This window comes from Pseudomonas sp. 1L-E-NC-VB-C3, from assembly GCF_057291535.1.
The window spans coordinates 360125-375713 of record NZ_JBXAWD010000004.1 but is presented as its reverse complement, the minus strand read 5'-3'; the positions used below and the strand labels follow the sequence as shown (position 1 = coordinate 375713).

Sequence of the window (15589 nt, the reverse complement as noted above, 5' to 3'; positions counted from 1 at the left end):
GCGAATTATTATGGTGGAACACCCAGGGATGTGGGGTAGGGCGCGAGCGCTGTTTCGAGTAGGAACAGTCGTCGGTTTGCAGCGGAAACAGTCAGGATCCGGGCAGTGCCGGGTAAGCACAGGGATCGACGGCGCTTGGGTAAGCGCCTCGATTATAGGAAGGGGGCTAACGATCAAACAAGCGCAAAAGATCGCAGGGTAGGAGCTGCCGAAGGCTGCGATCTTTTGATCTTCTATCGAGCAGGCACCAGAGCAGGCACCGATGAGGTCAGCCAGATCAGCACCTTGCTCACCCGGTTCTCTTCGGTCTCGAGGATTTCCAGTCGATAACGCCCGATCTTCAGGCACACCGCGCTTTCCGGAATGGTTTCCAGCGCTTCGGTGACCAGGCCGTTCAGGGTCTTCGGCCCGTCGCTCGGCAGGTGCCAGCCCAGGCACTTGTTCAGGTCGCGGATCGACGCGGCGCCATCGATCACCATTCGACCGTCGGCCTGGGGATGAATGTGCGGATTGTCGAGGCTGTGCTCGCTTTCGAATTCGCCGACGATTTCTTCGAGAATGTCTTCAAGGGTGACGATGCCCAGCACTTCACCGTACTCGTCCACGACCATGCCGAGACGGCGTTGCTGTTTGTGGAAGTTCAGCAGTTGCAATTGCAGCGGCGTGCTTTCCGGGACGAAGTAGGGCTCGTAGCTGGCGGCCAGCAGCGCCTCGCGGGTCAATCCGCCGTTGCTCAGCAAATGGCCGATCTGGCGAGTGTTGAGCACCGCTTCGACCTGATTGATGTCACTGTGAAACACCGGCAGACGCGTGCGCTTGTTCTCGCGCAGTTGCTCGATGATCCCTTCGATCGAATCGTCGAGGTTGATGCCATCGACATCGCTGCGCGGCACCAGAATGTCGTTGACCGTGATGTTGTCCAGCGCATGAATGCCCGACACCGGGTGGGCGCGGACCGGATGTTCGGGATCATCATCGTGATCGGCCGGCAGCTCGTCCTCGCTCTGTTGCACCACCTGAGCCTTGCGCGTGAACGGGGTCAGCAGCAAAGCGCTGACCCGGCTGAACAGCCACGCGAACGGGTAGACGATTTTCATCGGCACGGCCAGCAGGGCATTGCCGAACGCCAGCACGGCGTCGGGATAGCGCCGGGCCAAAGTGCGCGGGAAATAATCGGCGAACACCAGCAGGATGCCACCGGCGCCCAGGCAGGCCGCCCACGGGCCATTTTCTTCGCAGAGAAAAATCGCCAGCAGCGTCGCGAGGATCACCGCGAGGGCGCGGCACAGGGTGTTGCAGAGGATCAGGCTGTCGAGCGGGAAGCTCAGCTTCGCCAGCGGCTTGTCGCTGGCGCGCGAGGCGATCCGTTGCGCGAGCAGGTGCTGCTGCGCGATTTCGACAGCGGTAAACAGCCCTGACCATAAGATCAGCAGGACAAATACCGCGAGCATCGGCCCTATGGGCAAACCGTCCATTTATGCCGCCCGTCAGATGTGCAGTATGTATTCACGAACCAGTTTGCTGCCGAAGTACGCCAGCATCAGCAGGCAGAAACCAGCGAGGGTCCAGCGAATCGCCTTGTGGCCGCGCCAGCCCAGTCGGTTGCGACCCCACAGCAGCACGCTGAAGACGATCCATGCCAGACAGGCCAGCAGGGTCTTGTGCACCAGATGCTGGGCGAACAGATTCTCAACGAACAGCCAACCGGAAATCAGCGACAGCGACAGCAGCGTCCAGCCGGCCCAGAGAAAGCCGAACAGCAGGCTTTCCATGGTTTGCAGGGGCGGGAAGTTCTTGATCAGTCCGGACGGGTGCTTGTGCTTGAGCTGATGGTCCTGAACCAGCAGCAGCAACGCCTGGAACACGGCGATGGTGAACATGCCGTAGGCGAGGATCGACAATAGAATGTGCGCGAGAATGCCCGGCTCTTCGTCGATGATCTGCACTGTGCCGGTCGGCGCGAACTGCGCCAGCAATACCGTGATCGCACCGAGCGGGAACAGCAGCACCAGCAGGTTTTCCACCGGGATCCGCGAACAGGCCAGCAGGGTCAGGGCAATCACCGCAGCGGCAATCAGGCTGGACGCGCTGAAGAAGTCCAGGCCGAGGCCGATCGGGGTCAATAGATGAGTAAGCAGGCTGGCGCCGTGGGCGAGCACGGCAAATACGCCGAGGCTGACCAGCAGGCGCTTGTTCGCCTTGGCGCCGGTGGCCAGGCGGGTACTTTGATAGACGGTCGCAGCGGCATAGAGCAGGGCGGCGGCGAGGGTGGTCAGCAAACTGGGTGACAAGGGGAGCATAAATCCTGTTAGGCGAGCCCGAAAGGCGCTGAGTTTGGCATAGAACCGGCACGGCACGAAAGACTCCGCAAGCTGACAGCGAGGTGTCCGCCGGCCGCAGTCTTCGCTATAATCCGCGACCTGCCCACGCCGCAGGCTCGCCGAGCACATGTTGATTCCGGTCTGGGCCGCCATTATCCCGGTTCGTACAGGGCCTGAAAGGATCGCGCAATGTTTGAAAACTTAACCGACCGTCTCTCGCAGACGCTGCGCCATGTCACCGGCAAGGCCAAGCTGACCGAGGACAATATCAAAGACACCCTGCGTGAAGTGCGCATGGCGTTGCTCGAAGCTGACGTCGCACTGCCGGTGGTCAAGGACTTCGTCAATTCGGTCAAGGAGCGCGCTGTTGGCACCGAGGTGTCGCGCAGCCTGACGCCGGGCCAGGCGTTCGTGAAGATCGTCCAGGCCGAACTCGAAAGCCTGATGGGCGCGGCCAACGAAGACCTCAACCTGAGTGCCGTTCCGCCAGCCGTGATTCTGATGGCCGGTCTGCAGGGCGCGGGTAAAACCACCACTGCCGGTAAGCTGGCGCGCTTCCTTAAAGAGCGCAAGAAGAAGTCGGTCATGGTCGTGTCTGCGGACATTTACCGTCCGGCCGCGATCAAGCAACTGGAAACCCTGGCCAACGACATTGGCGTGACATTCTTCCCGTCCGACCTGAGCCAGAAGCCGGTCGACATCGCCAATGCGGCTATTAAAGAAGCCAAACTGAAATTCATCGACGTGGTCATCGTCGACACCGCCGGCCGTCTGCACATCGACGAAGAGATGATGGGCGAGATCAAGGCGCTGCACGCCGCGATCAACCCGGTTGAAACCCTGTTCGTGGTCGACGCCATGACCGGTCAGGACGCCGCCAACACGGCCAAGGCGTTCGGCGATGCGCTGCCGCTGACCGGCGTAATCCTGACCAAGGTCGACGGCGACGCCCGTGGTGGTGCCGCGCTGTCGGTGCGCGCCATCACCGGCAAGCCGATCAAGTTCATCGGTATGGGCGAGAAGAGCGAAGCGCTCGATCCGTTCCATCCTGAGCGTATCGCCTCGCGCATCCTCGGCATGGGCGACGTGCTCAGCCTGATCGAGCAGGCTGAAGCGACCCTCGACAAGGACAAGGCCGACAAACTGGCCAAGAAGCTGAAAAAGGGCAAGGGCTTCGACCTCGAAGACTTCCGCGATCAGCTGCAACAGATGAAGAACATGGGCGGCCTCGGCGGCCTCATGGACAAACTGCCGAGCATCGGCGGCGTCAACCTGTCGCAGATGGGCAATGCCCAGAACGCCGCAGAGAAGCAGTTCAAGCAGATGGAAGCCATCATCAATTCCATGACCCCGGCCGAGCGCCGCGACCCTGAGCTGATCAGCGGTTCGCGCAAGCGCCGGATCGCCATGGGTTCCGGCACGCAGGTGCAGGACATCGGTCGCTTGATCAAGCAGCACAAGCAGATGCAGAAGATGATGAAGAAATTCACCGCCAAGGGCGGTATGGCAAAAATGATGCGCGGCATGGGCGGTATGTTGCCCGGCGGCGGCATGCCGAAAATGTAAAGACTTCGCCGGTCGTCGCACCGGCGCAGACCCTGCAAGGACGCAGGATCAACAGCAAACCCGCACTCGGCGGGAGCTGACTGGCCGTTTTTATCGACGGCTCTCTATGCAAATCTGCACGGCATGCCATGGGCGCCGGAAAAAGTCATTTGCAAAAGTCCGGATATTCCTTAGAATATGCGGCCTTTCGGGCACCCATGCCCGCTGTGCATTTAGATTTGCAGCACCGACTACAGGAACGATGTTCACATGCTAACAATCCGTCTTGCCCTTGGCGGCTCCAAAAAGCGCCCGTTTTACCACCTGACCGTAACCGACTCGCGTAACCCGCGTGACGGCTCCCACAAGGAACAGGTTGGTTTCTTCAACCCTGTTGCCCGTGGTCAGGAAATCCGTCTGTCCGTGAACCAAGAGCGCGTTGCCTACTGGCTGAGCGTTGGTGCACAACCTTCTGAGCGCGTTGCTCAGTTGTTGAAGGAATCTGCCAAGGCTGCGGCCTGAGCAATATGAACGCGACGCCAGCCCCTGCCGATGATTTGATCGTTATTGGCAAAATTTATTCTGTTCATGGCGTTCGCGGCGAAGTGAAGGTTTATTCCTTTACTGATCCGACTGAAAACCTGTTGCAGTACAAAACCTGGACGCTCAAGCGCGAAGGCAATGTCAAACAGGTCGAGCTGGTCAGTGGACGCGGGAGCGACAAGTTCCTGGTCGCCAAGCTCAAGGGTCTCGATGATCGTGAAGAAGCTCGTCTTCTGGCCGGTTATGAGATCTGCGTGCCGCGCAACCTGTTCGCTGAATTGACCGAAGGCGAGTACTACTGGTACCAGCTGGAAGGTCTGAAGGTCATCGACACCCTCGGGCAACTGCTCGGGAAAATCGATCATCTTCTGGAAACCGGCGCCAATGATGTAATGGTCGTCAAGCCTTGCGCTGGCAGCCTGGATGATCGCGAACGCCTGTTGCCCTATACGGAGCAATGCGTGTTGGCCGTCGACCTGGAAGCGGGCGAGATGAAGGTGGATTGGGACGCGGACTTCTGAACGTGGCTAACTTGCGCGTAGAAGTGATCAGTTTGTTTCCCGAGATGTTTTCCGCCATTGGCGATTACGGCATCACCAGTCGTGCGGTCAAACAGGGGCTCTTGCAGCTGACCTGTTGGAATCCGCGAGAATACACGACGGATCGGCATCACACTGTGGACGATCGCCCGTTTGGCGGTGGTCCGGGCATGGTGATGAAGATCAAGCCCCTGGAAGATGCGCTGGCTCAGGCCAAGGCAGCAGCCGGGGAGGCGGCGAAGGTGATTTACCTGTCCCCCCAAGGCCGTCAACTGACTCAGTCGGCGGTACGCGAGCTGGCACAATCGGATGCATTGATCCTGATTGCCGGCCGCTACGAAGGCATTGACGAGCGCTTTATTGAGGCTCATGTCGATGAAGAGTGGTCGATTGGCGACTATGTACTGTCTGGCGGCGAGCTGCCGGCCATGGTCCTGATCGATGCGGTTACACGACTGCTGCCTGGAGCTTTAGGGCATGCGGATTCCGCTGAGGAAGATTCCTTTACGGATGGTCTGCTGGATTGCCCGCACTACACCCGACCGGAGGTGTATGCGGATCAGCGTGTTCCCGACGTGTTGCTGAGTGGCAATCACGCGCATATCCGGCGTTGGCGTTTACAGCAGTCCCTTGGTCGGACCTATGAACGACGCGCCGATCTTCTGGAAAGCCGCTCGCTTTCTGGAGAAGAGAAGAAGCTGCTCGAGGAATACATCCGCGAGCGGGACGATAGTTAACAACGTATCGATGGTAGATCGAACGATTTACCTTAGGAGCACAGCATGACCAACAAAATCATCCTTGCACTCGAAGCAGAGCAGATGAGCAAAGAAATCCCTACCTTCGCCCCAGGCGACACTATTGTCGTTCAGGTGAAAGTGAAGGAAGGCGATCGTTCCCGTCTGCAAGCGTTCGAAGGCGTTGTAATCGCCAAGCGTAACCGCGGCGTGAACAGTGCGTTCACCGTTCGTAAAATCTCCAACGGTGTTGGCGTAGAGCGTACTTTCCAGACCTACTCCCCGCAGATCGACAGCATGGCTGTTAAACGTCGCGGTGACGTACGTAAAGCCAAGCTGTACTACCTGCGCGACCTGTCGGGTAAAGCAGCACGCATCAAGGAAAAACTGGCTTAAGCCCAGCTTCCGATGCAGAAAAAAGCAGCCTACGGGCTGCTTTTTTGTTGCCCGGGATTTGTGCTGCAAAGATCTTCAGTCTGTCCGTGACCCAGTCGCGGCCTTCGCGAGCAGGCGCTGGAACCTTCTGGTTGAATCAACGCCAGCAACGTCCACCCAGCCCCCGGCTTCAACGCCGTTTCCGGTGTCACCACATGCACCCAGCCGCTGTCATCACGCATGAACAGCAACGTTGCGCGGTTGCCGTGCAGCGCCCGGTAATCATCCCAGCCAAACCCATCCGTCAAGGTTGTGCTGTACAGCTCGGCACCCTGGCCCATCAGGCCGGCCAGTTTCGAATAGGTCAGTGCCTCACTGCCCAACTGATTGCCCCGGTGTTCCAGGCTCGCCCGATGTTTATCGCTGCGGCGGATTTCATGGCCGCTGGCCAGACCGAACAGGCGCTGATGACCGAAGTCATGACGAAAGCGCATCGCCGCCAATGTGTTCAGCTCGCCCGACGGTGACAGCGCCAGCAAATGCCCCAACCCCACCAGGTCCAGATGCGCGTCAGCATGCTGCGACGCCGGGTTGCCGAAATAAGTCGGCAAGCCTTCCATGCGTGCCGCGCGGATATTCTCCCAGCTCGAATCGGTCAGCAGTACGCGACTGCCCAGTTGCTGCAGCGACTTGCCCAATGCGCGGGCCGGGCCATTGGCTCCAACGATCAGAAAACCGCTCGGCGCCGGTTCGGCGACCTTTAACAGCCGTGCCAGCGGTCGCGCCGTTGCGCTTTGCAAAACCACGGTGCCGATGATCACCGCAAAGGTCAGCGGCACCAGCAGCAGGGCGCCTTCATGTCCGGATTCATCCAGGCGAATCGCGAAAATCGCCGAGACAGCCGCTGCGACGATCCCGCGTGGCGCGATCCAGCACAGCAACGCCCGTTCACGCCAGCTGAGACTGGAACCGGCGGTGCTGAGCAAAACATTCAATGGGCGAGCGATCAACTGGATCACCAGCAGCAGAATCAACACCAGCGGTCCCAGACCGATCAACGCGTTCAGGTCCAGGCGCGCCGCGAGCAGGATGAACAGTCCGGAAATCAGCAACACGCTGAGGTTTTCCTTGAAGTGCAAGATGTGCCGCACGTCCACGCCTTTCATGTTGGCCAGCCACATGCCCATCAGCGTCACCGCCAGCAGGCCGGACTCATGCATCACTTGGTTGGCACCGATGAAGATCGCCAGCACCGCTGCCAGCGAGGCCAGGTTATGCAAGTATTCCGGCAGCCACTGACGCCGGATCACCGTCCCCAGCAGCCAGCCACCGACGACACCAAACACGGCGCCGCAGAGGATCACCCCGCCGAAGGTGAGAAGACTTTGCTTGAGGCCATGCCCTTCAGCGCTGGCGATGATAAAGCTGTACACCACGACGGCGAGCAGAGCGCCGATCGGATCGATGACGATGCCTTCCCAGCGCAGGATGTTGGCGATCGAGGCTTTTGGCCGCACCACCCGCAGCATCGGCACGATTACGGTCGGACCGGTTACCAGCGTCAGGCTGCCAAACAGAATCGCCAGCATCCAGTCGAAGCCCAGCAGAAAGTGCGTGGCCACCGCGATGACGATCCAGGTCGAAATCGCACCGAGGGTCACCAGTCGATGAACGACGCTGCCGATCTCTTTCCATTCCGACAGGTGCAGGGTCAGGCTGCCTTCGAACAGGATCAGCGCCACTGCCAGCGACACCAGTGGCATCAGTAGCGGGCCGAACATTTCCTGCGGGTCGAGCCAACCCAGCAGCGGGCCGGCCAGAATGCCGGTCAGCAGCAGAAACAGAATGGCCGGCAGTTTCAGGCGCCATGCCAGCCACTGACAACCCAGCGCCGCCGCGCCGATCCCGCCAAATGCCAAGAGAATTTGCTGCTCGTTCATTGATGCTCCCTGTTCCTTGATCTGGCTGGCTATGAAAGACTAGCGGCCATTCCCGTCGTTCACTGTCTATTTGCGCGCAGTGTTAAAAACTGCCTGCCCCGAGCACCCATGCCTGCCATCGACCATCCGCTGATTGATCAATTCCTCGACGCTTTATGGCTGGAGAAAGGCCTGTCCGACAACACCCGCGACGCCTATCGCAGCGACCTCGCGCTGTTCAACGGCTGGTTGCAGGAGAAAAATCTCGAGCTGATCAATGCCGGTCGCGAATTGATCCTCGATCACCTGGCGTGGCGGCTGGAGCAAAACTACAAGCCACGCTCCACCGCGAGATTTCTCTCCGGGGTGCGTGGCTTTTATCGCTATCTGCTGCGGGAAAAGCTGATCAGCGTCGACCCGACGTTGCGCGTCGACATGCCGCAACTGGGCCGGCCGTTGCCCAAATCGCTGTCGGAAGCCGATGTCGAAGCGCTGCTCAAGGCGCCGGATCTGAGTGACGCCATCGGCCAGCGTGACCGCGCGATGCTGGAAGTGCTGTATGCCTGTGGCCTGCGCGTGACCGAACTGATCAGCCTGACACTGGAGCAGGTCAACCTGCGCCAAGGCGTATTGCGGGTGATGGGCAAGGGCAGCAAGGAGCGTCTGGTGCCGATGGGCGAGGAGGCGATTGTCTGGGTCGAGCGCTATATGCGTGATGGTCGTGGCGAGTTGCTCGGTGGCCGTCCCAGCGATGTGCTGTTCCCCAGCCAGCGCGGCGAGCAGATGACCCGGCAGACGTTCTGGCATCGGATCAAGCATCAGGCCAAGGTCGCCGGGATCAGCAAGTCGCTGTCGCCGCATACCTTGCGCCACGCATTTGCCACGCACCTGCTCAACCATGGCGCGGACTTGCGCGTGGTGCAGATGCTGCTCGGGCACAGCGACCTCTCTACGACGCAGATCTATACCCATGTCGCCCGCGCCCGATTGCAGGATCTTCACGCCAAACACCACCCACGCGGCTGACACATCCCATAATGTTGAAATACTGACCTGTGGCGAGGGGATTTATCCCCGTTCGGCTGCGCAGCAGTCGCAAACCCGGCTGGCTCGATTTTGACTGAAAGATCGCGGTGGATGGTTTAGGGCTGCTTCGCAACCCGGCGGGGATGAATCCCCTCGCCACAATGATGTGCGTCAGCCACATGTGGTTGTGGGTCAGTTGTACAAGCATGAAGGTGTGTCAGTTGCACATGAGTGTGTGGCGACAGGCGCATTCGGCCCTCGCGGCCTTATGTGTTAGGCTTTGCCGGTTTGCACGATGGACGGTTATGACCCGGTGTTTCGCACGGGCGTTCTGATCGTTTCATTGGCCCGCCCTCAGGAGTACTCATGCGTCTGACCCAGATTTTCGCCGCCGCCGCTATTGCGCTGGTGAGCACCTTTGCCGTCGCCGACGACGCGGCCGACAAAGCCATTCGTCAAAGCCTGGAAAAACTCGAACTCGAGGTTCCGGTCGAAAGCATCAATGCCAGCCCGTTGCCTGGCATGTACGAAGTCAAACTCAAAGGCAGCCGCGTGCTGTACGCCAGTGCCGATGGCCAGTACATCGTGCAGGGCAACCTGTACCAGCTCGCGAATGGCAAACCGGTCAACCTGACCGAGAAGACCGAACGCCTGGGCATTTCCAAACTGATCAATGCCATCCCGGTGGCCGAAACCGTGGTCTACCCGGCCGTGGGCGAGACCAAATCGCACATCACCGTGTTCACCGACACCACCTGTCCGTACTGCCACAAACTGCATGCCGAAGTGCCCGAGCTGAACAAGCGCGGCATCGAAGTGCGCTACGTGGCGTTCCCGCGCCAGGGCCTGAATTCGCCGGGTGACGAGCAGCTGCAAGCAGTGTGGTGTTCGAAAGACAAGAAAGCCGCCATGGACAAAATGGTCGATGGCAAGGAAATCAAAGCCGCCAAGTGCGATAACCCGGTTTCCAAACAGTTCGCGCTCGGTCAGTCGATCGGCGTGAACGGTACACCGGCCATCGTTTTGGCCGACGGCCAGGTCATTCCGGGCTACCAGCCGGCGCCACAAGTCGCCAAACTGGCGCTGGGCGCGAAGTAATTCGCATCGTCACGGGTAACCGTTGACGATCGTGGTCCGGCAGCAGCAGCGCCGGGCCATCAACAGAGAGCCGCGAGCACGCGGTTGTTTTCCGGCCGACCCTGTGTCGGCCGTTTCATGGGGAGTTCACAGTGAATCCGGTCAAAGTAGGCATCTGTGGGTTAGGGACCGTCGGTGGCGGTACCTTCAACGTACTTCAGCGCAACGCCGAGGAAATTGCTCGTCGTGCCGGGCGTGGAATCGAAGTGGCGCAAATTGCCACGCGCACGCCAAAGCCTCAGTTCCAGACGACCGGTATTGCGATTACCAACGATGTCTTCGAAGTGGCCACGAACCCTGAGATCGACATCGTCATAGAGCTGATGGGCGGCTACACCGTTGCCCGCGAGCTGGTACTCAAGGCCATCGAGAATGGCAAGCATGTGGTCACCGCGAACAAGGCGCTGATAGCCGTTCACGGTAATGAAATTTTCGCCAAGGCACGCGAGAAAGGCGTGATCGTGGCATTCGAAGCGGCCGTGGCCGGTGGCATTCCGGTGATCAAGGCGATCCGCGAAGGCCTGTCCGCCAACCGCATCAACTGGGTTGCCGGGATCATCAACGGCACCGGCAACTTCATCCTCACCGAAATGCGCGAAAAAGGTCGTACGTTCGAAGACGTGCTCGCCGAAGCGCAAGCGCTGGGTTACGCCGAAGCCGATCCGACCTTCGACGTCGAAGGCATCGATGCCGCGCACAAGCTGACCATTCTGGCGTCTATCGCCTTCGGTATTCCGCTGCAATTCGACAAGGCGTACACCGAAGGCATCACCAAACTGACCACTGCCGACGTCAACTACGCCGAAGCGCTGGGCTATCGCATCAAGCACTTGGGTGTGGCGCGCAGCACTGACGCCGGCATCGAATTGCGCGTGCACCCGACGCTGATTCCGGCCGATCGCCTGATCGCCAACGTCAACGGCGTGATGAACGCAGTTATGGTCAACGGCGACGCCGCCGGTTCGACGCTGTTCTATGGCGCCGGCGCTGGCATGGAGCCGACCGCTTCGTCGGTGATCGCCGATCTGGTCGACGTGGTTCGCGCGATGACTTCCGACCCGGAAAACCGTGTGCCGCACCTGGCCTTCCAGCCGGACTCGCTGTCGGCGCATCCGATCCTGCCGATCGAAGCCTGCGAAAGCGCTTACTACCTGCGAATCCACGCCAAGGATCATCCGGGCGTACTGGCTCAGGTGGCGAGCATCCTGTCGGAGCGCGGCATCAATATCGAATCGATCATGCAGAAGGAAGTCGAAGAGCATGACGGCCTGGTGCCGATGATCCTGCTGACCCACCGCGTGGTCGAGCAACGCATCAATGATGCGATCACCGCGCTGGAAGCACTGGCTGGCGTCGACGGCCCGGTTGTACGGATCCGTGTCGAACATTTGAACTAAAAGCAGCGGCAAGCTTCGAGCTGCAAGCGGCAAGAGAGAAGCAGTCTGGCTTTTACTTGCGACTTGCAGCTTGCAGCTTGCAGCTCAAACCGAAGGTTTGAAAAAAATGCGATATATCAGTACTCGCGGCCAGGCCCCGGCCCTGAATTTCGAAGAGGTCCTGCTGGCCGGTCTGGCGACCGATGGCGGTCTGTACGTCCCGGAAAACCTGCCACGTTTTACTCAGGAAGAGATCGCTTCCTGGGCTGGCCTGCCTTATCACGAACTGGCCTTCCGGGTGATGCGCCCGTTTGTCACCGGCAGCATCCCGGATGCCGATTTCAAGAAGATCCTCGAAGAAACCTACGGCGTGTTCGCGCACAGCGCCGTGGCGCCATTGCGTCAGCTGAACGGTAATGAATGGGTGCTGGAGCTGTTCCATGGCCCGACCCTGGCGTTCAAGGACTTCGCCCTGCAACTGCTCGGTCGTCTGCTCGATTACGTGCTGGAAAAGCGCGGCGAGCGCGTGGTGATTGTCGGTGCCACCTCTGGTGATACCGGTTCTGCGGCCATCGAAGGCTGCAAGCACTGCGAAAACGTCGACATCTTCATCCTGCACCCGCACCAGCGTGTATCGGAAGTGCAGCGTCGGCAGATGACGACGATCTTCGGCGAGAACATCCACAACATCGCCATCGAAGGCAACTTCGATGACTGCCAGGAAATGGTCAAGAACAGCTTCGCCGACCAGAGCTTCCTCAAAGGCACGCGTCTGGTGGCGGTGAACTCGATCAACTGGGCGCGGATCATGGCCCAGATCGTTTACTACTTCCATGCGTCCCTGCAGTTGGGCGGTCCGGCGCGTTCGGTGTCGTTCTCGGTACCGACCGGCAACTTCGGCGACATCTTCGCCGGCTACCTGGCGCGCAACATGGGCCTGCCGATCAATCAGTTGATCGTGGCAACCAACCGCAACGACATCCTGCACCGCTTCATGAGCGGCAACCAGTACGTCAAGGAAACCCTGCACGCAACGCTGTCGCCGTCGATGGACATCATGGTGTCGTCGAACTTCGAGCGCCTGCTGTTCGACCTGCACGGGCGTAACGGTGCGGCGATTGCCGGCCTGATGGACTCGTTCAAAAAGGACGGCAGTTTCAGCGTCGAACAAGAACGCTGGACCGAAGCACGCAAGCTGTTCGATTCGCTGGCGGTGGACGATGCGCAGACCTGCGAAACCATCGCCGACGTCTACGAGCAAACCGGTGAAGTCCTCGACCCGCACACTGCCATCGGTGTGAAAGCTGCGCGCGAATGCCGTCGCAGTCTGGATATCCCGATGGTGATCCTGGGCACTGCCCATCCGGTCAAGTTTCCTGAGGCAGTGGAGAAAGCGGGTGTAGGAAAAGCGCTCGAACTACCTGCACATCTTTCTGATTTGTTTGAGCGAAACGAGCGTTGCACGGTTCTGCCAAACGACCTGAAAGCCGTGCAAGCCTTTGTCAGCCAGCATGGCAACCGCGGCAAGCCACTCTAAGCCAGTAAAAGCTGTCACATTTTGAAGCCCGTCTCCTGACGGGCTTTTTTGTTTCTGCTGCCACACTGCTCGGGTTTTCACCCACGAAGGACGGGTGAGTCGATCACGAAGGAAATGGCAATGCTGTTTTACAGAGGTTTGAAACCGGCACTGGGCTGGTTGTTTTTGTTGGCGGTGCTGGGATGGATGCACAGCGGCGTGGCAGCGCAGATGGCACTCGATCAGGCCAATGCGTCGGGCAATGTGCCGGCTGTCGAGCTGGATGCGCACGAGCGGCAATGGATCCGTGACAACCCCAGAGTAACGGTGGCATCGGTGCAATATCCGCTGTACCTGTTTCAGGACGAACACGGCCAGTGGAGCGGTCTGAACAACGATGTGCTCAAGCGGGTCAGCGCTATGACCGGACTGCAATTCGAGCACCAGGAATCGTTCTCGACCGACCATATGCTCGATCGCCTGCAAAGCGGGGTCGCGGACATCAGTACGACGTTGGCCATGAGCGATGAACGCAAGGCCTTTCTCGATTTCAGTCATGCTTTCGGAGGGGCTGGCTGGGTGTTTGTCGGACATGCCAATGCCCCGAGGGTGGAGTCTTTCGAGCAAATGGCGAAGCGCGTTCTGGTGCTGCCCGCCCGTCATGCCCTGGAGGATGCGATTCGGCGCGATTATCCGTCGATTGAAATACGCTCGGTGAAAACCTACGCCGAAGCGCGGGCGCTGGTCGAGAGCGGTGAAGCCTACGCAACCATCGAAAACGAAATCGGCGCGCAGCTCTATCCGTTGGGCATGCTCAAGGTCGGTGCTCTGGTAGAGGGCAAGTGGGAAGCCGATCATCTGGCTGTACGAAAAGGCATGCCGCAACTACTGAGTATTCTTAACAAGGCGCTGGAAGCTTTCCCTGCTGCGGAGTTGCGGGCGATTCGTCTCAAGTGGCTGGCAGGCGTTTCGCCGCCGCCCGTGCCCTCCGTGTGGAAGCGCCTGGTCGAGTGGGCATGCTGGGCGATGGGGGGAATCGGCGTTTTCGGAATGCTGTCGCTGGTGTGGAACCGGCGCCTGGCGGCCGTGATCAAGCTGCGCTGCGCGGCGGAAAAGGAGTTGGGCGATCAACTGGCCTTTCAGCACGCTCTGATCGATTCGATGCCGGATCCGGTGTTTGTCCGTGATCTGCACGGGCGTTTGATCATCTGCAATCGCAGTTACGAAGAGGCGCTGTCGGTGCGCCAGGACCAGATGCAGGGACGCTTGCTGATCGAAGTCGATGCGTTTCCGGAAACCACCGCGCGGATGCTCCACGACGAATTCATCGCCCAGTTGCAAACCCGCAAGTCGCGCTTCAGCAAACGCCAACTGCTGTTCAAGGGCGGGCCTCGCGAGGTTTATCAGTGGACCGTGCCGTTTTACAGCGGCGACGGCAAATTGCGCGGCTTGTTGGGCGGCTGGACCGACATCACCCAGCGTCGGACCGAGAGCGGGTGCCGCTGTCTGCAGTAAAGAAGGGAAATGTCCTGCAAGACGCGGCTACTTTTCTGATGGGAGGCTTAAGACGCCTGCCCTAGAGTGAACGACACCTGCGGTGAGAGTCCGCGATGATCGCTCCAGAGGTCGCCCATGCGCTCGCTTAAAGTCCTGATTCTTGAACCCAACCCGTTCCAGCTGATGGCATTGCATCAAATGCTCAATGCCATCGGCATCTACGACGTATTGACCGCGCCTTCGCTGGCGTCAGCCTTGTCTTCACTGGGGCATCGCGGTGCGGTCGATATCGCCATTTGCGATCCGCAGCTCAAAGGTGGCGATGGGTTGGCATTGATTCATCACCTGGCGGCGCACCATGAGGCGCGTGCCCTGATTCTGCTGGGCTCGGTCGCGCAGAGTTTGTTGAGTGATCTGGAGCCGGTGCTTCGTCAACAACGCCTGCGCCTGCTGGGGCGTCTGCAGACACCGGTTTCGGCGGTGTTGATGCGAGGTCTGCTGGACAGTTATCTGATCACTGCGCAGGCACTCATCGAGGCCTGATACCGGCGAATATTTTTCTGTCATCTTCGCCATGCATGCTCTGTCAGACACGGTCCTGCAAGGTCGGAACGTGACAGGCAGAACTTTCTTCTCGGGCCGGTGGTCATTTAATGTGAACACGCCCCAGGCACTGTGTTTTCGGACTATTGAGTGGAGATCGAGATGGAAAGTATCAGTCTATTGCTCGGTGAGGCTCTGAGCCCGTATCAGGTGACGCTGACCCCTCGCGGCAGCCATGGTGAATGTCTGGTGACGCTGAAGAACAGCAGCGGCGCCATTGTGGTGGAACGCGAATTCAATCAGGCCCAGTTGAGCGACAAGCGCTTGCTGACCGACGTGGTGGACGGCCTGCACCGTGACGTGATGATCGCCGAAGGGCGGCTGGAACCCTGCGTCATTGCGGCGTTGCGCAATGCAGCTCTGGACAAGCGTCCGGCCCTGTAAAGATGAAATATTTTTTGTGGGAACCTTCCTGCATCCCTGTCAGTCAGACCCCATAACAGCAGGATCAAGCA

General features: G+C 59.5%; 15 protein-coding genes. 12 read left to right on the top strand and 3 right to left on the bottom strand.

Features of this window, described 5'->3' with window-relative positions:
* Positions 1-233 precede the first annotated feature (233 nt).
* Complete coding sequence (locus AC0Z5Z_RS09535; RefSeq protein WP_236168094.1) at positions 234-1475, bottom strand: CNNM domain-containing protein; 1242 nt, start codon at positions 1473-1475, stop codon at positions 234-236.
* Between the two features lie 12 nt (positions 1476-1487).
* On the bottom strand, positions 1488-2300 hold the full coding sequence (locus AC0Z5Z_RS09530) for a cytochrome C assembly family protein (RefSeq protein WP_016771539.1): 813 nt from the start codon (positions 2298-2300) through the stop codon (positions 1488-1490).
* 210 nt (positions 2301-2510) lie between these two features.
* Between AC0Z5Z_RS09530 and ffh the strand changes: the two genes are divergently transcribed.
* The 5 genes from ffh to rplS all read left to right on the top strand — a co-directional run bounded on the left by ffh (position 2511) and on the right by rplS (position 6081).
* The gene (gene ffh, locus AC0Z5Z_RS09525) at positions 2511-3887 is read left to right on the top strand and encodes a signal recognition particle protein (RefSeq protein ID WP_007967791.1); all 1377 of its coding nucleotides are present in this window, start codon (positions 2511-2513) and stop codon (positions 3885-3887) included.
* Between the two features lie 249 nt (positions 3888-4136).
* Positions 4137-4388: a 30S ribosomal protein S16 gene (gene rpsP / locus AC0Z5Z_RS09520; RefSeq protein WP_003185073.1), complete on the top strand. Its 252-nt coding sequence runs from the start codon at positions 4137-4139 to the stop codon at positions 4386-4388.
* A gap of 5 nt (positions 4389-4393) precedes the next feature.
* Positions 4394-4930, top strand: a complete 537-nt coding sequence (rimM, locus tag AC0Z5Z_RS09515) for a ribosome maturation factor RimM (protein ID WP_016771538.1) — start codon at positions 4394-4396, stop codon at positions 4928-4930.
* A 2-nt stretch (positions 4931-4932) separates the two neighbouring features.
* Positions 4933-5685: a tRNA (guanosine(37)-N1)-methyltransferase TrmD gene (gene trmD, locus AC0Z5Z_RS09510; protein WP_485610987.1), complete on the top strand. Its 753-nt coding sequence runs from the start codon at positions 4933-4935 to the stop codon at positions 5683-5685.
* A 45-nt stretch (positions 5686-5730) separates the two neighbouring features.
* Positions 5731-6081, top strand: coding sequence for a 50S ribosomal protein L19 (rplS, locus tag AC0Z5Z_RS09505; protein WP_041478196.1), 351 nt, complete (start codon positions 5731-5733; stop codon positions 6079-6081).
* A 29-nt stretch (positions 6082-6110) separates the two neighbouring features.
* On the opposite strand, the gene AC0Z5Z_RS09500 is transcribed toward rplS, so the two are convergent.
* Positions 6111-8000, bottom strand: coding sequence for a cation:proton antiporter (locus tag AC0Z5Z_RS09500; RefSeq protein ID WP_485610986.1), 1890 nt, complete (start codon positions 7998-8000; stop codon positions 6111-6113).
* A 108-nt stretch (positions 8001-8108) separates the two neighbouring features.
* Between AC0Z5Z_RS09500 and xerD the strand changes: the two genes are divergently transcribed.
* The 7 genes from xerD to AC0Z5Z_RS09465 all read left to right on the top strand — a co-directional run bounded on the left by xerD (position 8109) and on the right by AC0Z5Z_RS09465 (position 15518).
* A complete protein-coding gene (gene xerD / locus AC0Z5Z_RS09495; protein WP_016771535.1) occupies positions 8109-9005 on the top strand; it encodes a site-specific tyrosine recombinase XerD in 897 nt (298 codons plus the stop codon).
* A 366-nt stretch (positions 9006-9371) separates the two neighbouring features.
* Positions 9372-10103 carry a bifunctional protein-disulfide isomerase/oxidoreductase DsbC gene (gene dsbC, locus AC0Z5Z_RS09490; protein WP_041478193.1) on the top strand — a complete coding sequence of 244 codons (732 nt, stop codon included), beginning with the start codon at positions 9372-9374 and terminating at the stop codon, positions 10101-10103.
* A 131-nt stretch (positions 10104-10234) separates the two neighbouring features.
* Positions 10235-11539, top strand: coding sequence for a homoserine dehydrogenase (locus AC0Z5Z_RS09485; RefSeq protein WP_024011722.1), 1305 nt, complete (start codon positions 10235-10237; stop codon positions 11537-11539).
* Positions 11540-11645: 106 nt separating this feature from the next.
* Positions 11646-13055 (top strand): threonine synthase, encoded by a 1410-nt coding sequence (gene thrC, locus AC0Z5Z_RS09480; protein ID WP_024011723.1) that lies wholly within the window; start codon positions 11646-11648, stop codon positions 13053-13055.
* A 120-nt stretch (positions 13056-13175) separates the two neighbouring features.
* On the top strand, positions 13176-14549 hold the full coding sequence (locus tag AC0Z5Z_RS09475) for a transporter substrate-binding domain-containing protein (RefSeq protein WP_485610985.1): 1374 nt from the start codon (positions 13176-13178) through the stop codon (positions 14547-14549).
* A gap of 117 nt (positions 14550-14666) precedes the next feature.
* Complete coding sequence (locus tag AC0Z5Z_RS09470; protein WP_041478191.1) at positions 14667-15074, top strand: response regulator; 408 nt, start codon at positions 14667-14669, stop codon at positions 15072-15074.
* A gap of 162 nt (positions 15075-15236) precedes the next feature.
* Complete coding sequence (locus AC0Z5Z_RS09465) at positions 15237-15518, top strand: DUF3509 domain-containing protein (RefSeq protein WP_016771530.1); 282 nt, start codon at positions 15237-15239, stop codon at positions 15516-15518.
* Positions 15519-15589 lie beyond the last annotated feature (71 nt).